This window comes from Arthrobacter glacialis (assembly GCF_002909445.1).
GTDB classification, from domain to species: domain Bacteria; phylum Actinomycetota; class Actinomycetes; order Actinomycetales; family Micrococcaceae; genus Specibacter; species Specibacter glacialis.
In genome coordinates, this window is sequence record NZ_PPXC01000001.1 from 1 (window position 1) to 21,474 (window position 21,474).

Consider the following 21,474-nt stretch of genomic DNA (forward strand, 5'->3'; position numbering starts at 1 on the left):
GGGCCACATCCTGCGTGGCCTCACCGCCCCGATCTCCGGGGACAATCACCGGAATACTCATACCCTCAGAATACGCCCACCGTTACCACAATGCAATAGTCTCACGAACAAATATTCTACCGATCTTGTTGTCCATGGTGCCCGGCGGCACGAATGGGTGACACTATTGCAGGATGGATGCACAGATCATTTGGACAATTGTTTGCGGCCTGGCCATTGCCGTGGGCGCCACGGGGGTCATTGTGCCAGTTCTCCCCGGAAGCTTGCTGATCGGCGTGAGCTTGCTGGTATGGGCGTTGGTGCTGGGCTCCCCGCTGGGCTGGATAGTTTTTAGCATTGCTGTGCTATTTGTTGCGGCGGGCATGGTTTCCAGCGCCGTGCTGACGGGGCGGGTCATGAAGCAGCGCGCCATTCCCGGGAGATCTGTGGTCATAGGCTTGGTGCTGGGAGTAGTGGGGTTCTTTGTGATCCCGGTGGTGGGTTTGCTGGTGGGATTCGCCGTGGGCTTGTTCCTGTCAGAATTTGCCCGCCAGAAGGAGTTTCGCCCGGCCGTAACTTCCTCTGTTGCTGCTCTCAAGGCCACGGGGCTGGGCATCTTGGTGGAGTTTGGCTTTGCCTCGTTGGCAGCCGGCACCTGGGCCGCCGGTGTGCTGATTCACTTCCTGAACCGCTAATACTGAGCCGCTAGTACTGAGCCGCTCGCAAGTCGGCGGTTGGCCGCTTAAGGAACAGCCAGGCCCACTTTGATGTCAGCCATGCGGCCGCCGCAGCGTTCATTGCCTGAGACTCGCGTCCAATTTAAATCCGTCGACTTCGCGGCCAGAACATTTCCGGCCTGATCGAAGACCTTGAAACTCATGGCAGTGGGCGGCTGCGCTCCTACATTGAGCAGCCACGATCCGTCCTTTTGGTGGGCCAGCAATTGTGTGTTTCCCTTAGCGCTTTTGGCGAACGTGGGAGCCATGGGGACACATTCGTTGCCCGAACATGCCGTGACACTTGCGGCCCTGGAGGAATCGCTCAAGGTAAGTGTCAAGTGGTTGTCCCAATTGGGTGAGGAACAGGGGCGGCCATCGCGATCAAGCACTATGGCACCAATAATCAAGGCCATGCAAAAGGCAGCCACGAGTGGAACCAGAACAAGTTCCACGCGGCGTCGAGTATTTGAAACAACAGGCATGGGCTCATGGTATCCAAGGACCCTGACTGTTTCCCGCGAAAGTGCCCAGACAATCCCGGGCTTCGGTCAGGGCCTGAGCCAGGGCCCGCGCTGGCGGATTGTGGCGAGGCTGTGGATCCTGGCGCGTTGAGTCTTTGGCCCATGCGGGGCGGGTGAGGCCACGTGATCGGGCGTGGCAATGTGAATTCCCCACTAGGATCTGAACATGTCTTCAGTTGCTCACACTGTCCCGGCCCCGGTGCAGCCGCCCTACCCCTACCAGGCCCAGGGCGTGCGCCTGCGTCCGGTCACCATGGCGGATGTGCTGGCAGTCAACGAGTACAGGTCCTTGGCGCAGGTGGCCCGCTACCTGCCGCACCCGCCGCAAACCGTGGCCGACACCGAACTGACATTGGCCGCAATGGTGACCCAAAAAGAGCTGCAAACCCCCGGCCAGTGGCTGGACTTGGCTGTGGAGCATGGACCCACCAATGAGGCAGTCGGGGAAGTTCTGCTGAAGTGGGACGCAGCAAATCCGCTCCGGGGCGAGATTGGTTTTGTTTTCAGCCCCGCGGTGCAAGGCCTTGGCATTGCCTTTGCTGCCTGCACAGCCGCACTGGAGATCGCTTTCGGCCACTTTGGCTGGCACCGGGTGGAAGGCATCTGCGATCACCGAAATGAAAAATCAGCCGCGTTGATGACTAGGTTGGGGATGCGTCAGGAGGCCACATTTGTGGAAGCCGATTGGTGCAAGGGCGAGTGGGTCACGCTGCGCCACTACGCCATCCTGAACCGAGAATGGCCGGTGCGATAGATGGCGGATTTCCAGGAGACGTTCGACGGCGACAGCCGGCTTACGCTGGCTGTGCCCATGCGCTGGGGAGACATGGACGCCTATGGGCACATCAACAACGTGGAAGTTCTGCGAATCCTGGAGGAAGCGCGGGTGCATGCCTTTGGCCCACCCGCCGGCACGGGCCTTCCCGGCGTTGCCGTTGCCCGTCCCGTGTTTGCGGATCTGCCGAGGAACACCCAGGCTTTGGTGGTGGAACATAGGGTCAAGTACCTGACGCCGCTGAACTATCGCAACATTCCTGCCGTGGTGGATGTGTGGATCAGCTCCATCAAGGGCGCCAGTTTCACTGTGGCCTATGCGATTTTCGATCCCATCACGCAAGCCAAGTGTGTTGTTGCTGAAACCGTCCTGGCTTTTCTTGACGAATCCAATGGCAGGCTGGTGCGGATTTCCGCGGCGAAGAAGGCCCAGCTGCAGCCACTTCTGGGGCCCAAGAATTTTCGCTCCTAGGACTTGTGCAAGGATTATTTGGAAACCGCGTCAGAATCGCTTCGCTTTGCACTCCTTTAAAGTAGGCGTGAAATCTACAGGGAGCGATTGCATGGAGCCGAAGAATAATATGGAGCAACAGACGCTTCGCGCAAGTGTTGTGCTGCAGCACGCAGACATGCCGCGCAGAGGGCTGACGCTGCTGCACACAACACGGTGCACCGCGGCCGGCCCGGGACGATTGGTCACCTTCACCAGCTACGTCATCAACGAAGGTACGGAGCCGCTTGCGCGCGGGCGCTTGGTGCCCATGTCCCTGAGTAACGCTGACATGACACAACTGCGCTACATAAAGCTGCCCTCCCTCGATGAACTGACGGTGGGCGCCCTGGCCGCCAACAGCTACGTGAAGTGGGAAAGCCACTACAAGGTGACCCACCGGGATGTTGCCAGCGGAGGCCCGCTCATCAGCGCCATGGCTGCCACTGCAGTTGCCCAAGACGGCACGGAACTGCGTGATGAGGCTGATGTGGTGCTCGAGATGGCAGCGGAGGGGGACGGTGCCTGAATACCAGGTGCCCGCGGCAGACTTAACGTCCCTCAGGAAGCCTGCGTGACAAGTATTCCGTCGGGATCGGCGTAAACCATGTCGCCCGGCGTGATGGTCACTCGGCCCAGGTGCACGGGGACATCTTGGCGTCCAACGCCGTCCTTGGCGCTCTTGGCAGGGTTCGTCCCTAACGCTTTCACTCCCAAGGGGAGGGTCCGGATCGCTTCGCTGTCACGGATGGCACCGTAAATGATCACCCCGGACCAGCCATGGTCCACAGCTGACTGGGCAATCATGTCCCCCATGAGGGCATTCTCCAAGGAGCCGCCGCCGTCGACCACCAGGACGGCGCCCCGACCGGGGGTTGCCAACAGGGTCTTTATGAGTGCGTTGTCCGCAGAGCACCGGATGGTTCGTGCCGGGCCGCTAAAAGTGGTGACAGCACCAAAATCCCGAAATTGCACTGACACGGAGGCCAACTCCGGCCCTCGTTCGTCATAGAGATCTGCTGTGGAGATAGTCATGGGGCTCCCAACGTCGATGTTAGTATTCGCTCAGCATAAAGCGCCGAACACTCCCAAAGCGAGAGCCTGCCGATGTTGCGTCACACAGGAGCGCCCATAAGACTGGTCATGAACGTGCCGCCACACCGGCGCACAGCGCAGCTGCACGAACCAACTTTTGAGGACTAAGGGGCACATATGTCGGAGCGGACCGGTCAAACTGTGGGGGACACGCGGGCCTTGTCTGGGCAGTTGCTCCAAGACATCACGGGCGCCATGCGCGCCCCGGAGCAGACCCGAACCAGGGCACTTGACCGCCACGCCAACGCCCACGACGCCTCCCATTTCCTCTTGATTCCCCAAGCCGTTGCGGTCCCGGAAAACGCCGCCGAAGTGGCGAAGCTGATGGTGGTCAGTGCCGCTCGTGGGCTGCCGCTGACGCTGCGTTCCGGTGGCACCAGCCTCAGTGGCCAGGCCGTCAGCGGCGGTCTGCTGGTGGATGTGCGCAAGAACTTCCGCGCCATTGACGTGCTCGACGGCGGTGCCCGCGTCAGGGTGCAACCTGGCGTGACCGTGCGTGATCTCAATGCCCGGCTGTTGCGGTACGGACGCAAGTTTGGGCCGGACCCGGCCAGCGAGGCTGCCTGCACCATCGGCGGGGTTGTCGCCAATAACTCCTCGGGCATGGCCTGCGGGACCACCGACAACGCTTACAGAACACTGGAGTCGCTGACTCTTGTACTGCCCAGCGGCACCGTCATTGACACGGCAGCCCCGGATGCCTCGGCCCGGCTGCGCTCGCTGGAGCCTGAACTGTTTGCCGGTCTTGGCGAGCTTGCTGAGAGGGTCCGCAACAACCCGGCTTCCCGAGCCGCCATTGAACGCCAATTCGCCATGAAGAACACCATGGGCTACGGACTGAACTCCTTGCTTGATTTTGAGGATCCCGTGGACATTTTGGCGCACCTTCTGGTGGGCAGCGAAGGCACTTTGGGATTCGTGGCCGAGGCAGTCTTTAGGACAGTGCCCCGGCTGGCCCATGCCACCTCGGGTCTGCTGGTTTTCAAAGACCTCCAAGCCGCCAATACGGCATTGCCTGCGTTGGTGGACAGTGGCGCCGCCACCGTGGAACTCATGGACGCACTTGCACTGCGGGTGGGCCAGGGGCTCAGTCAGGTGCCCGGCGTCGTACGGGATTTGAAGGTGCACAACCACGCGGCGCTATTGGTGGAATACCAAAGCGGCAATGCGGCCGAGCTGGCTGACCTTAACGCTGCTGCGGTAGTCCTGGCGGGCACGCTGGGGCTGCAGAGCCCCGCTGAGTTCAGTTCCGACTCGACTGTCCGGGCCGAACTCTGGCATCTGCGCAAGGGCCTGTACACCTCCGTGGCGGGGGCCCGGCCGCCGGGCACTACGGCACTGCTGGAGGATGTGGTGGTCCCCGTTCCCGCACTGGCCCGCACCTGCCTGGAACTGAACACCTTGTTTACCAAATACAGGTATGAGAATTCGGTCATCTTTGGGCACGCCAAGGACGGCAACATTCACTTCATGCTGACGGATAGGTTCGCCAGCCAGGATGAGCTTGACCGCTACGAGGCGTTCACCGAAGACATGGTGGATGTGGTGCTGGCTGAGGGTGGCTCGCTCAAGGCAGAACACGGCACGGGCCGGGTCATGGCCCCGTTTGTGCGCCGGCAGTATGGGGATGAACTGTATGAGGTGATGCGCCGGATCAAGGCACTTTGTGACCCTGCGGGGATGCTCAATCCTGGCGTCATCCTCGACGACGACGTGAAAGCACACTTGCGCCACATAAAAATGGCGCCGCCGGAGGTGGATCCCGAGGTGGATCGCTGCGTTTCCTGCGGCTACTGCGAACCCGTATGTCCCAGCAAGAACCTCACCTTGACCCCGCGCCAGCGCATTGTCACGCTACGCGACATGGCCGCGGCCCGGCGCGACGGGGACGTGGCGCTCGCCGACGCCCTAGCCGCGGACTACGACTACGCCGGCGTGGATACCTGCGCGGTGGATGGCATGTGCCAAACAGCCTGCCCCGTGGACATCAACACCGGCACACTGGTCAAGCATTTGCGGACGGAGGCTGCCGGTACCGTGGAAAACGCGGTCTGGGGCGCCGCCGCCAAGCATTGGGGCTCCGTCACCCAGGGAGCCGGGCTGGCACTGGGCGTGGCCGCGAAGGTGCCAGCCGCCGTCGTGCTCCCCGTGAACAAGTTGGGGCGCAAGGTGCTGGGTGAGGACACGCTGCCGCTGTATTCGGCCGAACTGCCCGCCGGAGGGAAGGCGCGACGCCGGCCCGCGCCAGCAGGGGGAGCGGCGGCCGTGTATTTCCCCGCCTGCGTCAACGTCATGTTTGGGCCTGCTGAGGCGGGAACGGCCGGTGTGCAAGCAAGTTTTGAGCAGCTGTGTGCCGCCGCCGGAGTTGAGCTGCTGGTTCCCGAGGGAATTGACAGTGCGTGCTGCGGTACGCCGTGGTCGTCCAAGGGCATGGCCGCGGGTCTGACGGGCATGCACCAGCGGACGTTGAAGCTGCTGCGTGCGGCCACACGGGACGGGGAATTGGAGATCATTTGTGATGCTTCCAGTTGTACCGAGGGGCTGCTGCACACCCTTGAAAGCGAGGTGTTGGCTCCCGGGCAGAAGCCGCTGCGGGTGGTTGATGCTGTGGCGTTTACCGCCGAACGGCTGCTGCCGCTGTTGGGTGAGGGGTGGGCCCGGCTGGACTCATTGGCCCTGCACCCCACGTGTTCCTCCGTACGGTTGGGCTTGAATGCGGCGCTAACGCAGGTGGCGGGGGCTGTGGCTGAGTCGGTCCAGGTCCCGGATGGCTGGGGCTGTTGCGGTTTTGCCGGGGACCGCGGAATGCTGCATCCGGAGCTGACGGCGTCCGCCACGGCGGCGCAGGCCGCCGATGTTGTGGCGATGGACGCAACCGCGCATGCCTCTTGCAATAGGACGTGCGAGCTGGGGATGAGCCGTGCCACGGGCGAGAACTACCGCCACGTGGTGGAGATCTTGGCAGACGCCGTGGCTGTGCACGCGGGGCGGAAATAGGGCGATCGGGCGTCATTTGCCACGTTTTCAAGTAATAGGCGGGTAAGTTCGCCCACGTTCCGGCCTAAATGAAAGCTTTTGTGGCTAAAGTAGGGTTCAAGATTGGCGCCGGCGCGCAAAGTGCCGGTGCTGTGGAGACTAAACATAAGGATGAAAAATGGCTGGAATCATCATTGTCGGCGTAGACGGCAACTCAACGTCCATGAAGGCTGCCCGCGTAGCCGCTGAACTGGCCAAGGCCACCGGCCGCACCCTGCGCGTTGTTACCGCATTCGGCGAAGACAAGACCGAAAAGGTAGCCATTGGCAACGACGAGTGGTTCCTGTCCACCGCCGATGAGGCCGAGCGTGTTGCTCAGCGTGTTGCTGAAGAACTGAAGATCTCCGGCGTCAAGACTGAGTACTCCTCGGCCCTGGGCAAGCCGGCAGATGTTCTGCTCGAAGAGGCCACCAAGCTCAACGCCGAACTGATTGTTGTGGGTAACGTCCGCATGCAGGGCCTGGCCCGCGTTCTTGGCTCCGTAGCCAACGCCGTGTCACACAACGCCCCGTGCGACGTCTACATCGTCAAGACCGACGGCTAAAACTCTTCTTTTCAAAACCCCCGCAGCGTTCACCGCTGCGGGGGTTTTGTGCTTTCTGTGCACCGGACGAACAGGATGTTCCGGTACCGCCGGCTCATGTGTCAGCGATATTTGCGGTGCTGGTTCTCGTGGGTGGACGGACCGGGGTCCGCGCTGGCAATCCACGGGCCAGTGCCTTCCGAGGGGTCAAGGACGCCCTCTTCCAGCCAGGTGAACTGCCCGGCAAGCAGTTCCTCGCTCAGGGACTTGTCCGAGTCGTCCGTGTTGTGCCAAAGCTCGCTGAACAACGCCTCCACACGCAGCCGCGACTGCCAAGCGAAGGCGTCGGCCAGTGTTGCTGCCGAGCGGCCCTGATGGGGGTCCTTGAGCCGGAGCATCTCCGCACGTGAACAGCAGGCTGAAATGGCGAAAAGCTCCGCCCCAATATCAACTATCCGCCCCAGGAACGCCTGCTTGTACTCAAGCTTTCCCTGCCAGCGGCCCATGGCATAAAAGGTTTGCCGTGCCAGCCTCCTGGACTCCCGCTCCACAAAGCGCACATGCTTGGCGAGTAGGCCAAAGTCGTTGTAGGAGCGCGGATCCATCCCCTTGCCCACCACCAGCTGCGGCAGCCACTTGGCATAGAAACCGCTGGCACCCATGGCCGCCTTCCCTTTTTCCGCCAGCGTTGCCGTGGTGGACGCCAAATCGCCGGCCGCAGCCAGATGCGCATCAACCGCCTCTCGGGCAATGAGCAGGTGCATGATCTCCGTGGAGCCCTCAAAGATCCTGTTGATCCGCAGATCCCGCAACAATTGTTCGGCAGGCACCGCGCGTTCGCCGCGGGCCTCAAGGGACGCCGCCGTCTCATAACCGCGCCCGCCGCGAATCTGGACCAGCTCATCGGCGCACTTGTAGGAAAACTCGGAGGACCAGAGCTTCGCCAAGGCGGCTTCGATGCGCACGTCCTTCATACCGGCGTCGGCCAATGCCGCCGACAGTTCAAAGACGGCCTCCAGGGCGAAGGCAGTGGCGGCCATGAAAGCCAGCTTCTTGCCAACGGCCTCGTGCTGCCCCACGGGCATTCCCCACTGAATGCGGGCACCGGACCATTCCCTGGCGATCTTCAGGGACCACTTCGCCGCGCCGGCCGCCATCGCCGGAATGGACAGGCGCCCCGTGTTCAAAGTTGTCAGGGCGATCTTCAGGCCTTGGCCCTCACGGCCCAAACGATTCTCGGCCGGGACCCGCACCTGATGGAAGCGGGTCACACCATTTTCAATGCCGCGCAAACCCATGAACGCATTGCGGTTTTCAACAGTGATGCCGGGGGAGTCGGCCTCAACCACAAAGGCCGTGATGCCGCCGGTCTTACGCCCTGCCGCGTCAAGCCCGCGAGAGGGGACCAGCGCCATGACCACCACAAGCTCGGCAATGACACCGTTGGTGGTCCAGAGTTTCACGCCGTCCAGCAGGTACTCGCTGCCGTCCTCCGACGGAACGGCAAGAGCGCCCATGCGGGCCGGATCGGAACCCACATCCGGCTCAGTGAGCAGAAACGCCGTGACAGCCCCGGCGGCACAGCGGGGCAGGTACTTTTGTTTTTGCTCAGCTGTGCCAAATACTTTCACGGGCTCCGGCACGCCGATGGATTGATGGGCGGATACGAGGGCGCCAAACGCCGGGTGGACGCTGCCCAAGATGGCCAGCGCCCTGCCGTAGTACGTCAGGTTCAGACCAAGCCCGCCATACTCAATCGGGATTTTCATGCCGAATACACCCAGTTCTGCCAAGCCGGCCAGGTACTCGTCGGGAATTTTTGCCTCCCGTTCAATCCGCGCACCGTCGATGGTCTTGGCGTAGGCCGTTACCTTTTCCAAGAATGCCTCCCCGCGCTCGGTATCCTCGGCCAAGGGGAGCGGGTGGGGATGGATGAGATCAACGTTAAGGGCGCCAAGATACAGGCCCTTGGCAAAACTGGGGCGTTCCCACGCAGTTTCCCGGGCCGCTTCCGCAGCGTTTCTGGCATCCTCGGCGGTGACACGCACTCCGCCAGCATCAACATCAGCGCTCATGGCTTCCTCATTTCCGCCAGCGGCGTGAACACTGCAGGCTTGTGGATCCGGTACATCGCATCGATTGATGCGAGCCTACTCCCCGGTACACTCGGCGGCTAGAGGTCAGCGGAGGTGCAAAAAAGCCCCGGCGTGGGCCGGGGCTTTTTTGAATCGGTCAAATACTAGTTGCGCACGTCGGTGATGCCGCGGGCGGCGAGGTATCCGGCGTCGGACGTCTTGGAAGAACGGACCAAGGCAGGCTTCTGCCCGGCCGCAGCCAGTTCCAGCCAGGCTTTGAACAACTCTCCGGAGGGATCGGCCACCGAGCGGCCAACGCCCGTTGCTTCGTTGCCCGGATCAAAGGACTGGGCCGTGCTGCGTTGGCGGACCGGAGTGGGATTGGCCTTCTCGGCGGCGATCAGTTCGGCCAGGCGCAGCCCGGCTGGCTTGGGGCGGCGGTCCGAATCCAGCAGACCCAGGGTGTATTCCAGTTCCGGGAAGTCCGCCAGCTTGCGGCTGACATCGTGCGAGCACCACCAGGTGACGCCCCAGAGATTCGGCGTGTCCAGCACGGGACGCAGGCTCTGCTCGAGGAAGTCGGCCGCGCCGTCGAACGGAACGGCAGGGTATGGGGCGCCAATTTCCTGCAGCCAGATGGGCCGGGCGGGGTCGTTGGAGTAAGCATCCGCCAGCTGGATCAGGTAGTCGGCAAACAGTGTCCGGGCCGGGTGGCCCTGCGGGAAGAGGTGCGCCACGGCCACGAAGACCCAGGAGTGCACCGTGGTGGCATCGCCCAGGGTTGCTGCGTGCGCCGGCGTGACGGGGCAGCTGTCCACAAACCAGGCGTTGTCATCAAAACTGTGCTGGTGCATGCCCGTGGGCCAGGCCTTGCGGGCCGCAGCAAGCAGGGTGTTGAACCATTCCCGCATTTCATCCGGGGAGGTGACCTGCTGGTCCGGGTGCCGTTCCACCGCGAACTGGTTGGTCTCATTGCCCACAGTAATGCCCAGCACGTTGGGACGGGAAGTGACCTCGGCGGCCAGGGCTGTGATGAGCGCAGCCTCCGCCTCAACCACTTCCGGGTCCGTGTAAATGTTGCGGCGGTGCCAGCTGGTCACCCAGGCCGGCAGGAAGTCAAAGCTGGAGAGGTGCCCCTGCAAACCGTCCACCGAGACGTCAAGGCCGAACTCGCCGGCGGCGTCTACCACCCGGCCCACATCGGCAATGCCGGCGGGCCGGATCAGGGCGCGGTTGGGCTGGAGCAGTGGCCACAGCGGGAAGATGCGCACGTGGTCCAGACCCAGGGCGGCAATCGACTCAAAGTCAGCCCGCACCGCGTCCACGTCAAAGTCCTGCCAGGAGTGGAACCAGCCCTCACTGGGAGTGTAGTTCACGCCCCATCGCAAGGGATTCGGGCGGCCCGCAGCGGGGGAGGGGAGGTTCATTTATTGCCTTTCCGCAAACGCAGAGTCAGGATTTGGAAGGGACGCAAGGCCAGGTGAATCGTGGATGTGCCGTCGTCCGCCGCGGAAACCGTGAGTGAACCGGCGTCGTACGGCCGTTCAAGGAGGTTGTTTTCCGCCACGGCAGCCACGGGGAAGGATGCGCTCAGCGTCACCGACGCCCGGGCGCCAAGCGGCTCGTACAGGCGCACAATCACATCGCCACTGCGGTCATCTGCCAGCTTCACGGCCTCAATCAGGGCTGCCTGCGAGTCCGTGCTGACGAGGGGCTCGACGGCGGCGCCATCGGCTGGAACACCGCGCCACGGCAGGTTCAGCGCATAGCCGGCAGCCACAGCGTCCTGTACCTCGGCGCCCACCACGAGCCCGTAACTAAAGGAATGCTGGCCCTGGTCAGTCTCCGGATCGGGGAAACGCGGCCCACGCAGCAATGAAAGCCGCACCGTGGTGAAACTGGACCCGTTGCGCCCGGGGTGGCGGGAAACGTCGTGCCCGTAGGTGGAATCGTTGATGACGGCCGCGCCAAAACCGGGCTCGCCCACATGGACCCAGCGGTGTGCGCACACCTCAAAACGGGCGTTGTCCCACGAGGTGTTCTCATGCGTGGCGCGCTGAATGTGCCCGTACTGCGTCTCGAAGCGGGCGTGGTCGGCGTGCACGTCGAGCGGGAAGGCTGCCTTCAGCAGTGTCTCCTGCTCGTGCCAATCGACGTCGGTGTAGACCGTGATGACCTTGGAATCCGGTGAGATGCGCACACGCTGGCTGATGTGCGACTTCCGAAAACTGCGCTTGATGGTGATCTCGGGCTGGTTGCCCAGCATCGTGACCTCCATCGAATCCAGTTCTCGAATGTCCGTGACGGTGTTTTTGTAAAACTCGTCAATGTCCCAGGCGTCCCACATGTTGGGGAAATCCGTGTGCAGCTGCAACAGGTTGGCGCCCTGCCCGGCCGGCACCAATTCGCGGTTTGCGGCCACGTCCAGGATCGAGCTGATGACGCCGTCCGCGCCGAAGCGGACGGTGATGAGCCCGTTGTGTACGACGACGTCACTCCCGTCGCGCTCCACCGCCACCTTCGTTGTGGGTTGCCCCGCGACACCTGCGCTGAGTGGGGCAACGCCGCCGCGCGGGTAGGGGGAAGCGTTGAAGAGCGTGGTGTTCGCGAAATCCCGCTCCGAGGTCTCGACACGGGGCCACGGCCGCGAGGGGTCCCCGGCCGAGCTTGCGAGGGTGGGGAGCGGCTGGGGATCGACAAACGGCGCCAGCGCAAGCAGCGCCGGGCTGATGATCTCTTCGAGATCGCTGGCAATCCGGGCATAGCTTTCGGCAGCTTCGCGGTGCACCCAGGCGATGGAGGAGCCGGGCAGTATGTCGTGGAACTGGTTCAGCAGCACCAGCTTCCAGATCCGGTCGAGCTCCTCGTACGGGTAGTCGATGAGTCCGCGCATGGCCGCCGTTGCGCTCCATAGCTCGGCCTCACGCAGCAGGTGTTCGCTGCGGCGGTTCCCCTGTTTCGTCAAGGCCTGGGAGGTGTAGGTGCCGCGGTGCAGCTCAAGGTACAGCTCGCCCTTCCATACCGGCGCGTTGGGGTATTCGGCCTGCGCGGCGGTGAAAAACTCGGCCGGCGAAGCGATGGTGACCCGGGGTGAGCCTTCCAGGTTTTTGGTGCGCCTCGCCCGAGCCAGCATTTCACGCGTGGGCCCGCCTCCGCCGTCGCCCCAGCCAAACGGGACCAGGGAGTTCTTCGCGGCGCCCTTGTCTCGGAAGTTGTTCACAGCGTGCGCCAGTTCAGCGCCGGACAGCTGGGAGTTGTACGTGTCGACGGGCGGGAAATGTGTGAACACGCGGGTGCCGTCGATGCCCTCCCAGTTAAAGGTGTGGTGTGGGAACTTGTTGACGGTGTTCCAGGAAATCTTTTGTGTCAGGAACCACTGGGCGCCTGCCTGCTTCACAATCTGTGGCAGCGCTGCAGAGTAGCCAAAGGAGTCCGGCAGCCACACCTCCTGGCACTCGATGCCGAAGTTCTCTTGGAAGAAGCTCTGGCCGTAGCTGAACTGGCGGGCCATGGCCTCCGAACCCACCATGTTGGTGTCCGATTCCACCCACATGCCGCCCACCGGGATAAAGCGTCCCTGTGCCACGGCGTCTTTGACCTTGGCGAACACCTCCGGCCGGTGCTCCTTGAGCCATTCGTACTGCTGGGCGGAGGACATGGCGAATTGCAGCTCGGGATACTCGGAGAGCAGGTTCACCACATTGGAGGCCGTGCGGGCCACTTTGCGCACCGTCTCACGCACAGGCCACAGCCACGCCGAGTCAATGTGTGCGTGCCCAATGGCCGTGATCTGGTGGGCGCTGGCATTGGCCGGTTGGGCCAAGACCTCGGCCAGCTGGGCGCGGGCCGCGGCAGCTGTGCCGGGTATGTCTGAGAGGGAAACGGCGTCGAGCGCGCGTTCCAGCGCATACAAGATGTCCCAGCGGCGCGGGTTGCCCAGATCCAGCTCGGTGGCCAGCTGGTCCAGCACCTCGAGGTCTTGTGCCAGCTCCCACACTTCGGAGTTGAAAATGTTGATGTCCGCCCGGGCCATGGTGTAGCGCGGGGCGCTCCCGGCGGTGAATTTTTCCCCCAGCGCAGTGGGGATGAAGGGGTTGTCGGTGAAGACGAAGGGGTTCGCGGCGGCCTCAACGAAGAGGTCAATGGGTTCCCCGCCCTGCGCCGCCGATGACACCGGGAGCCAGGTGTTCAGCGGGTTCAGCGCCTTGATGGTGGTGCCGTCCGGGCGGTAGGCCAAACCTTCGGCCTGAAATCCTGGCCAGGACTGGCTGAAGCCCAGATCCACCACAAGCTCCACCTGGTGGCCGCGCGCCTGCGGGGGCACCGTGCCGGTGACATGGATCCAGCTGGTGCCCCACGCCGGACCCCACTGCTGGCCCACTGCGAAAGGCTGGTAGTCCACTTCGCCGGAAACGCCGGAGTGGGGCAGGGCAAGTGCGGGATCGACTGGTTCGCCCTGGCCACCTTCCACATGCCACGCCGTCAGCTCCAAGGGGGCGACCGGGGTATGGATGGCCGGGAGGATGCGTTCGGTGAGGACTCGCTTGAGCCGGTTTTGGATCAGGCCGTGTTTGTCATGCATGTGCGGATACCTTCCAATAACGGGCAGCAGAGCGGCTGAAATGACAGTCTAGTGTGGCGAGTCTCTCCGGGCGCACATAAGCTGTTGTGTTCCATCAGCTAAGGAGAAAACATGGGCAATGAAGGCCCCGCGTCGAAAGAAATAGTGGCGGCATGGGACGGGCGGGAGTTCCTCAAGGGGCCCTTGCTCGAGTGTGCCGAGCTGATAGAAACCATCACCGGCGACCCTGAACTTGCCAGCATCTTCCACGAGGGCATGCGCAACACACTTGAGACCACTCTCAGCCGGGAAGCCGACGGCACCACCTTTGTCATCACCGGCGACATCCCCGCCATGTGGCTGCGCGACTCCAGCGCCCAAATGCTGCCGTTTCTGAGGTTTTTGGACTCCTCGGACGGCCCGGCGCTCTACGAGCTTCTAGCGGGCCTGAGCAAGCGCCAATTTCAGTATGTGGCCCAGGATTCCTACGCCAACGCCTTCAATCAGGAAGCCAACGGCGCCTCCTACGACCCGGAAGACTGCTGCGATGATCCGTGGGTCTGGGAACGCAAATATGAAGTGGACTCCTTGGCGTTCCCCCTCTGGCTGGCCCACACCGTGTGGCGGCGCACCACGCGCACCGACGTCTTTGACGAAGCGGTCCACGGTGTCCTGCGCACCATTGTGAATCAGCTGCGGCTCGAACAAGACCATGAGAAGAACTCGCCGTACAGCTTTGTGCGCAACACTGATTTGCCCAGCGAAACGTTGCAGCGGGGTGGAAAGGGCCCAGCGCTGGGCATCACCGGCATGACCTGGGCCGGATTCCGTCCCAGCGACGACGCCTGCGTTTACAGCTTCAACGTGCCCGTAAACCTGTTCGCCGCCCAGGCGCTGCGGCAGCTGGCGGAGATAGCCGCCGAAATTTACGACGACGGCCAGCTCGCCTCAGACGCCGCCTCGCTGGCGGCGGAGATTGCCGCCGGAGTGGCGGAATTTGGCGTGATTCACCACCCCCTGCACGGGGACATGTACGCCTACGAGGTGGACGGGCTGGGCAACACCTTGTTGATGGATGACGCCAACATGCCAAGCCTGCTCTCACTGCCCCTGACCGGAGGCATTGACCAGGACGACCCGCTGTACCTGGCCACCCGGGCGTTTATTTTGAGCGGGGAAAACCCTTATTACTACCGGGGCTCGCACGCAGCCGGAATCGGCAGCCCCCACACGCCGTCGGGCTACATCTGGCCCATCGGATTGGCCGTGCAGGGGCTCACCACCCCGGAGAAAACCGAGAAGTTGCGGCTGCTGCAGCTGCTGCGTGACACAACAGGCGGCACGGGCGCCATGCACGAGGGATTCGATGTGGACAATCCCGCACGGTTCACCCGGCCCTGGTTCTCGTGGGCCAACTCCATGTTTGCCGAATTGCTGCTGGACTATTGTGACCTTGGCAATTGAAACCAACGCGTCCGCAGCGATGGCTTTGTGCATTGCGGGACGCACATTCTCTAGAGTGGGTTCATGACGTCATTAGAGCAGTCGACCACCACTGCGTCCCACGGACTTGCCAGCGAACAATTTGCCCCCGTCCGGGAGCTTTTTGATTCCATGCTCAGTGCCGATCCCGGCTACAGTGCGCAGCTGTCCGTCTACCTCAATGGGAGCCAGGTGGTTGGCCTGGTGGGCGGCCCCGACTCCGCGGCTGATTCGATCACTGGCGTCTTTTCCTGTTCCAAGGGCGTTGCCGCGCTCGCCTTCAGCCTGCTGGTTCAAGACGGCCTGATCAATCTGGACGCCACGGTGGCCACATACTGGCCCGAGTTCGCCCGCAACGGCAAGGCGACCATCACAGTGCGCCAGCTTTTGTCACACCAAGCGGGACTGGTGGGTGTGCAGGGCGGCTTCGCCATGGAGGAGTACAACGATTTGCCGGCCGTGGCGGACCGGCTGGCCGCGCTGGCGCCCATGTGGCGCCCCGGCAGCGGCATCTTTGGCTACCACGCGCTCACCATGGGCGTTTTCCTGGAGGAACTGTGCCGCCGCGTCACCGGCGAACGCCTGCAGGATGTGTACAACCGCCGTATCCGTGAGCCCTATGCGGCCAGCATGTTCCTTGGCGTGCCGGAGTCCGAAGAGTCGCGGTTCCGTCCCGTGCTGTTCACGCAGGAACCAGGCCCGGCATTCTTTGACCCGCATTCCATGGCAGGGGTGTCCGGCAACGTTCAAGCCGGCAACTTGCTGGGCATGCCCAATCTCCGCAGTATTCGCGCCGAAGGCAGCACCAGTGGTGCCGGCGTGGGCTCCGCCGACGGGCTGGCCCGTGTGTATGCCGGCGCCATCACAGGGATCGACGGCCTGCCCGCGTACCTCACACCGGAGACTGTTGCCCTCATGAGCCAGGAACAGGTGTGGGGCCTGGACAGGGTCTTTTGCGACACCAGTGCCTTTGCCATTACCTTCATGAAATCCCACCCGCGCATGGACTTTGGCAGCGCGCAGGCCTTCGGACACGAGGGTGCCAATGCCTCTCTGGGTTACGCGGATCCGCTGTATGGCGTTGGCTTCGGCTACGTTCCAGCCTGGAATGAGGAAGGGACAACGAGCGGGCGCGCCATGCAACTCAGCGCAGCCGTGCGCAAGGCCATCCTCGGCTAACCACCTCACAGATGTGCCGGTAGGCGCAATCTCAGGCTGCGGGGTCTGCTCACTTCAAATCAGCAAGGGCCTGGGCGATGGCCCGGTGGAACGTGGGGTAGGCGTAAATCATGGTTTTCAGTGTTGCCACCGGGATGCGGGCATGGACCGCCAGGACCAGCGCCGAAAGTACCTCCCCGCCATGCGGGCCCATGGAGGTGGCCCCCACCAAAACGCCCGTTTGGGTGTCCTCGATGACCTTAATGAAGCCTTGGTTGCCGGATTTGTGAATCCAACCTCGCGTGGACGCACTCACCTCAGTAAGCCCCACCCGGATGGACAGGCCCGCCTCCCGTGCCTGCTTTTCGCTGAGTCCGACGGCGCCAATCTCAGGATCCGTAAACGTCACGCGAGGCACGGCATGGGATTCGGCGGAACCCCTGTCCGCCTGCTTTGCATGCTTGGCGAGGATGTGGCCGGACACAATGTTGCCCTGATACATGGACATGTGGGTGAAGGCCCCGGCCCCAGCGGCGTCGCCAATCAGGTACAGCCCTTCGGCCAGTTGCAGGTGGGGGTCCACGCTGGGGGCCGTTTTGCCGTCCCACTCGATGCCTGCCCCGGACAGGTTCAGGGGAGCCAACGCCATGGTGCGCCCGGTGGCCACCAGGAACTTTTCGGCGCGGAGGCGCTTGACCTTTCCCGCGGAATCCGTGGCTTCAATGCGGAAACCACCCGCCGAGTGCCGCACGGCAGTGATGTTGGTGTTGTTCAGGATCTTGATGCCCTCGCTGTGGAACACCTCAGCCAGAAGTTTGGCTGCCTGGGGTTCCTCGCGCGAAAGCAGCCCCGGCCCACGAGCAACAACAGTTACCTTTGAGCCAAAGCGGGCAAAAGCCTGCGCCAGTTCCACTGCAATGGGCCCGGCACCCCAAACCACCAGCGAGGCGGGCGCCTCGGTGGCTTGAACAGCTTCCCGATTGGTCCAGAACGGTGTCCCGGACAAGCTGGGATCGGAGGGCAAGGCCGGATTCGTGCCCGGGTTGAGCACCACAGCCAGCCGTGCACGGAAGGTGCGCTCACCGCCGTCGGGCATTGATACCGTGACCTCACGGGGGCCAGCCAGCCGGCCGGTGCCGCGAATCAGGTGCCCGCCCTTGTCGGTGAAACGCTTGGCCGCGACGGCGTCGTCCCAATCATCGGTGGCCTCGGCACGGATGCGCTTGGCCACCACGGAAAAGTCGGCCGTGATCTGCGCCTGGCCGGCCAAGCCGGGAATGCGCAGTCCCTCAGCCACGGCATTGCCGGCCCGGATCATCATTTTGGAGGGGACGCAGCCATAGTAGGGGCACTCTCCGCCCACCAGGCCGGACTCCACGCCCACTACTTTCAGTCCGGCGGCGGCCAGTTCCCCGGCCACCGACTCGCCGCCCGGGCCCATCCCCACGACAACAACATCAACAACCGCAGTTTTCTCAGTGGTGGCCATGACGGCTCCTTACTTGGTGATGCCCTTGTCCTTGAGCCACTGCGCAGCCGCGGCCTTGGGATCCATCTTTGAAGCGCCCTCAACCTGGGTGCGCAAGGCGATCAAATCCGCCGTTGTCAGCTGCTTGGAAACAGCGTCCAGAGCAGTCTTTGCCGCGTCATTGACCTTCTCAGTCTTGACCAGGGGGACAACCTGCTGGGCGCCGATTAGGCCCTTGGGGTCATCCAGCACAACCAGCTTGTTGGCCGTGATTTCCGGGGAAGTGGTGAAGATGTCAGCAATTTGAACTTCATTGTTCAGCAGTGCCTTAAGGTTCAAGGCTTCGGAACTGGCACTGAAGGGCACAAAGCTCTTCGGCACGCAGTCATAGAGCTTGGCCAGGCCGGGCAGGCCATAAGGGCGCGTTGAAAATTCCGACGGCGCGGCCAGGATCAGATCCTTGCACACCGGTGCCAGGTCCGCAATGGACTTGAGGTTGTACTTGGCGGCCGTCTCCGCCGTAACAACAATTGCATCCTTGTCCTCAGCCGAAGCGGCCGTCAAAATGCTCAAACCCGTGGGAAGTTTAGCGGGCAGGGCAGCCAAAATTCCCGCACCATCAATGACAGTGTTGCTGGTGTCAAGGTAGCCCAGCAGATTGCCGGTGTATTCGGGGACCACATCGATGGAACCGTCTTGGAGAGCCGTCAAGTAGACCTCGCGGGCGCCGATGTTCAGCTTGGTGGTGGCCGTGACGCCCGCTGCGTTCAATGCGCCGGCATAGATCTCGGCAAGGATGGCGTTTTCGGGGAAGTTGGCTGAACCCACCACCACTGATCCGCCCGATCCGGCCGAGCCGCTGCTGGCCGCACCCAAGGGATTGCCGCCGCCGCAGGCTGTTACGGCAAAAGCAATGGAGAGACCAGCTGCCGCGCCCATGAGTGCGCGGCGGGTGGGCAAGGAATTCTTTGTCATGATTTTTCTCCTGTAAGACCGGCTGTTGCTTGTGAAATTGTGGGTTCCTGGGCCGCGACTGGCTGATCAGGTACTGTCTTGGCTTCCTTCAGGCCCGGTGAAAGCACTGCCCGCTGCACCAGTGCCAGCAAACCGTCAAGGGCAATGGCCAGCGCGGCAATAACTACCGCGCCACCCAGTACCTGACCGTAATCCTGTACCGCCAAGCCGTCAATAATGTACCGCCCCAGCCCGCCAAGACTGATGAAAGCCACCACAGCTACAGTGGATATTACCTGGAGCACGGCTGAGCGGAATCCGCCCAACATCACGGTGAGTCCGTTGGGGACCTCTACGCCAAACAAGATCTGCCGTTCTGTCATGCCCATGCTGCGGGCGGCATCAACCAGCCCCCTGTCAACGGCAGCAATGGCCGCATACGTGGCCGTCAAAATGGGTGGCACGGCCAGTAACACCAGTGCCCAGATGGCTGGCATGAGGGACAGTGATGAGGTGGCGATGAGGGCAAACAACGTCATGACGCCCAGCGTTGGCAGGGCGCGCAGCATGCCGGCCAGGGCAATGACCGAGCCACGTCCCCGGCCGGTGTGGCCCACGTAAAGTCCCAGTGGAATCGCGATGGCAAGCGACACCAGAAGCGTCAGGGCCGAGTAGCCCAAATGCTCCACGAGCCGTGTGGGTATGCCCAGCGGGCCCTGCCAATTCAGTGGATCGCTGAGCCATTCCCAGCCCTGGCTGAACGGATCGGTGCCCGTGTACTTGGTGGCTGGCAGTGCCGCCGTCACTACGATCATGCCTCCACCGCCGCGGTGTGCAGGTCACTGGCAAGGGCCGGCATTGGTTTGGCTGTTCGCAGCCATGGGGTGAGCAGTTTTTGCACTAACACGAGCACCACGTCCATCAACAGCGCCAGGACCAAGGTGCCCACAATCCCCACCACGATTTCGGTGGGGAAATTTCTTTGCAGGCCGTCGGTGAAGAAGAAGCCCAAACTGGGAATCCCCAACAGGGACCCCACTGTGACCAGTGAAATATTGCTGACTGAAATGACACGCAGCCCGGCAAAAAGGACCGGGATGGACAGTGGCAGGTCAACGCCCAGGAACCGTTGCAACGGTTTGTATCCCATGGCCGTGGCCGCCTGGCGGATGGTGTCGTCCACGGAATTGAGGGCATCCAAGGTGGATCTGACCAGCAACGCAACAGCGTAGATGGTCAACGCCACAATGATGTTGGAAAAGTCCAGGATCTTGGTGCCCAGGATGCTCGGCAGAATCACAAACAAGGCCAACGACGGGATGGTGTACAGCAGGGAGCCCAGTGACAAAATGATGCCACCGGCCACTTTGTTCAGCCGGGCAAGCTGGGCCAGGGGGATGGCGATCAAGACGCTGAGCACCAGCGGCACCACGGCCTGGATCAGGTGGTAGCCCGTGAGGTTGAGCACTTGCTCCAAGTTGGCCAGAAACCACTGCATCAGTACCGGCTTTCCCGCGCGGCATCAATCGCGGCTAAAACCTGCGCAGCCTTGACTACACCCGTCACCTTGCCCTCGGCATCCACGGCAACACCCCATCCGGAGGGGGAGGAGAGTGCCGCGTCCAAGGCGTTGCGCAAGGGGTCGCCGTCACGGAACAGCGAGCCGCCCGGGATCAGCTCGAGCGGTGTTGATGCTGCGTGCGAACCACGGAGCAGCCAGCCTTGCGGACGGTTGTGGGCGTCCACAGCCAGAACCCACTCGGAGCCAGCGGTGGCAGCCGGGGTGGCGCCAGCTTCGGCGTCGTCCGGGTTGGCAGCCGTGTTCGGCAGGGTCGCGCCCCACAGGACAGTGGGAACGGGGTGGATGGGCAAGGAATCACCGGGGCTGAACGACAAGCGCCGGAAACCGCGGTCACGGCCCACAAAGCCGGCCACAAAGTCATCAATGGGGGCCCGGAGAATTTCCTCCGGAGGCGCGTATTGGGCCACACGGCCACCACTGGCAAAGACTGCCAGTGTGTCGCCCAGGACGGTGGCCTCGTCGATGTCATGGGTGACGAAGATAATGGTTTTGGCCAGTTCCCGCTGCAGCCGCAACAGCTCCTGCTGCAGTTCAGCCCGGACCACCGGATCCACAGCTGAAAAGGGTTCGTCCATGAGCAAGACTGGCGGATCGGCGGCCAGCGCCCGGGCCACGCCTACACGCTGTTGCTGCCCGCCGGAGAGCTGGTTGGGGTAGCGCCTTGCCATGGACGCTGACAAGCCCACTGTTTCCAGAAGTTCCAAGGAACGTTTCCTGGCCTGGGCGCGCGGGACCTTGTTGAGCCGGAGCACTGTGGAGACGTTGTCCAGGACTGTGCGGTGCGGCAACAACCCTGCCTGCTGCATCACATAGCCCATGGAGCGGCGCAGTTCGGGGGCTGGGATGGAACTCACATCGCGCCCGCCAACAGTAATGATGCCGGACGTGGGCTCCACCATGCGGTTGATCATGCGCAGAGACGTGGTCTTGCCGCAACCTGACGGCCCAACAAAGACGGTAATCTTGCCGGTTTCAATGCTGAGGTTGAGATTGTCAACTGCTGGATGGCCTGTTTGGTAGACCTTGCTGACGCCCCGAAATTCAACCATGGCGCGGC

At 62.8% G+C, this 21,474-nt stretch carries 18 protein-coding genes; 8 read left to right on the forward strand and 10 right to left on the reverse strand.

The window, feature by feature from the left end:
- Window positions 1–173 precede the first annotated feature (173 nt).
- Window positions 174–674 (forward strand): DUF456 domain-containing protein, encoded by a 501-nt coding sequence (locus CVS27_RS00005; protein ID WP_103463701.1) that lies wholly within the window; start codon window positions 174–176, stop codon window positions 672–674.
- Window positions 675–721: 47 nt separating this feature from the next.
- On the opposite strand, the gene CVS27_RS00010 is transcribed toward CVS27_RS00005, so the two are convergent.
- A complete protein-coding gene (locus CVS27_RS00010) occupies window positions 722–1,180 on the reverse strand; it encodes a hypothetical protein (RefSeq protein WP_133159014.1) in 459 nt (152 codons plus the stop codon).
- Between the two features lie 205 nt (window positions 1,181–1,385).
- Here CVS27_RS00010 and CVS27_RS00015 point away from each other — a divergent pair, with 205 nt between their 5' ends.
- The 3 genes from CVS27_RS00015 to CVS27_RS00025 all read left to right on the forward strand — a co-directional run bounded on the left by CVS27_RS00015 (window position 1,386) and on the right by CVS27_RS00025 (window position 3,012).
- Window positions 1,386–1,973, forward strand: coding sequence for a GNAT family N-acetyltransferase (locus tag CVS27_RS00015; protein WP_103463703.1), 588 nt, complete (start codon window positions 1,386–1,388; stop codon window positions 1,971–1,973).
- Window positions 1,974–2,465, forward strand: a complete 492-nt coding sequence (locus CVS27_RS00020; RefSeq protein WP_103463704.1) for an acyl-CoA thioesterase — start codon at window positions 1,974–1,976, stop codon at window positions 2,463–2,465.
- A 91-nt stretch (window positions 2,466–2,556) separates the two neighbouring features.
- Window positions 2,557–3,012 (forward strand): hypothetical protein, encoded by a 456-nt coding sequence (locus CVS27_RS00025; protein ID WP_133162839.1) that lies wholly within the window; start codon window positions 2,557–2,559, stop codon window positions 3,010–3,012.
- A 32-nt stretch (window positions 3,013–3,044) separates the two neighbouring features.
- Here CVS27_RS00025 and rraA read toward each other — a convergent pair whose 3' ends face one another.
- Entirely contained in the window at window positions 3,045–3,518 is a 474-nt protein-coding gene (rraA, locus tag CVS27_RS00030; RefSeq protein ID WP_103463706.1) for a ribonuclease E activity regulator RraA, read from the reverse strand.
- A 177-nt stretch (window positions 3,519–3,695) separates the two neighbouring features.
- Between rraA and CVS27_RS00035 the strand changes: the two genes are divergently transcribed.
- Window positions 3,696–6,575, forward strand: coding sequence for an FAD-binding and (Fe-S)-binding domain-containing protein (locus CVS27_RS00035; protein ID WP_103463707.1), 2,880 nt, complete (start codon window positions 3,696–3,698; stop codon window positions 6,573–6,575).
- Window positions 6,576–6,732: 157 nt separating this feature from the next.
- Window positions 6,733–7,158: a universal stress protein gene (locus CVS27_RS00040; RefSeq protein WP_103463708.1), complete on the forward strand. Its 426-nt coding sequence runs from the start codon at window positions 6,733–6,735 to the stop codon at window positions 7,156–7,158.
- Between the two features lie 101 nt (window positions 7,159–7,259).
- Here the strand turns inward: CVS27_RS00040 and CVS27_RS00045 are convergent, their stop codons facing one another.
- The 3 genes from CVS27_RS00045 to CVS27_RS00055 form a co-directional block, all read right to left on the reverse strand.
- On the reverse strand, window positions 7,260–9,212 hold the full coding sequence (locus CVS27_RS00045) for an acyl-CoA dehydrogenase family protein (protein WP_103463709.1): 1,953 nt from the start codon (window positions 9,210–9,212) through the stop codon (window positions 7,260–7,262).
- A 164-nt stretch (window positions 9,213–9,376) separates the two neighbouring features.
- Window positions 9,377–10,639, reverse strand: a complete 1,263-nt coding sequence (locus CVS27_RS00050; protein WP_103463710.1) for a glycoside hydrolase 5 family protein — start codon at window positions 10,637–10,639, stop codon at window positions 9,377–9,379.
- Window positions 10,636–13,794 carry an alpha-mannosidase gene (locus CVS27_RS00055; protein WP_103463711.1) on the reverse strand — a complete coding sequence of 1,053 codons (3,159 nt, stop codon included), beginning with the start codon at window positions 13,792–13,794 and terminating at the stop codon, window positions 10,636–10,638. The genes CVS27_RS00050 and CVS27_RS00055 overlap by 4 nt, the downstream gene beginning before the upstream one ends.
- Window positions 13,795–13,905: 111 nt before the next feature.
- Between CVS27_RS00055 and CVS27_RS00060 the strand changes: the two genes are divergently transcribed.
- Window positions 13,906–15,237, forward strand: a complete 1,332-nt coding sequence (locus CVS27_RS00060) for a glycoside hydrolase family 125 protein (protein ID WP_103463712.1) — start codon at window positions 13,906–13,908, stop codon at window positions 15,235–15,237.
- Between the two features lie 63 nt (window positions 15,238–15,300).
- A complete protein-coding gene (locus CVS27_RS00065) occupies window positions 15,301–16,434 on the forward strand; it encodes a serine hydrolase domain-containing protein (RefSeq protein ID WP_103463713.1) in 1,134 nt (377 codons plus the stop codon).
- A gap of 49 nt (window positions 16,435–16,483) precedes the next feature.
- On the opposite strand, the gene CVS27_RS00070 is transcribed toward CVS27_RS00065, so the two are convergent.
- The 5 genes from CVS27_RS00070 to CVS27_RS00090 are packed head-to-tail and all read right to left on the reverse strand — an operon-like array spanning window position 16,484 to window position 21,466.
- Window positions 16,484–17,902: a dihydrolipoyl dehydrogenase family protein gene (locus CVS27_RS00070; protein WP_103463714.1), complete on the reverse strand. Its 1,419-nt coding sequence runs from the start codon at window positions 17,900–17,902 to the stop codon at window positions 16,484–16,486.
- A gap of 9 nt (window positions 17,903–17,911) precedes the next feature.
- Window positions 17,912–18,856, reverse strand: coding sequence for an ABC transporter substrate-binding protein (locus tag CVS27_RS00075; protein ID WP_103463715.1), 945 nt, complete (start codon window positions 18,854–18,856; stop codon window positions 17,912–17,914).
- Window positions 18,853–19,650 (reverse strand): ABC transporter permease, encoded by a 798-nt coding sequence (locus tag CVS27_RS00080; protein WP_103463716.1) that lies wholly within the window; start codon window positions 19,648–19,650, stop codon window positions 18,853–18,855. The genes CVS27_RS00075 and CVS27_RS00080 overlap by 4 nt, the downstream gene beginning before the upstream one ends.
- On the reverse strand, window positions 19,647–20,333 hold the full coding sequence (locus CVS27_RS00085) for an ABC transporter permease (protein WP_103463717.1): 687 nt from the start codon (window positions 20,331–20,333) through the stop codon (window positions 19,647–19,649). The genes CVS27_RS00080 and CVS27_RS00085 overlap by 4 nt, the downstream gene beginning before the upstream one ends.
- Window positions 20,333–21,466, reverse strand: a complete 1,134-nt coding sequence (locus tag CVS27_RS00090) for an ABC transporter ATP-binding protein (RefSeq protein WP_103464092.1) — start codon at window positions 21,464–21,466, stop codon at window positions 20,333–20,335. The genes CVS27_RS00085 and CVS27_RS00090 overlap by 1 nt, the downstream gene beginning before the upstream one ends.
- Window positions 21,467–21,474: the final 8 nt, after the last annotated feature.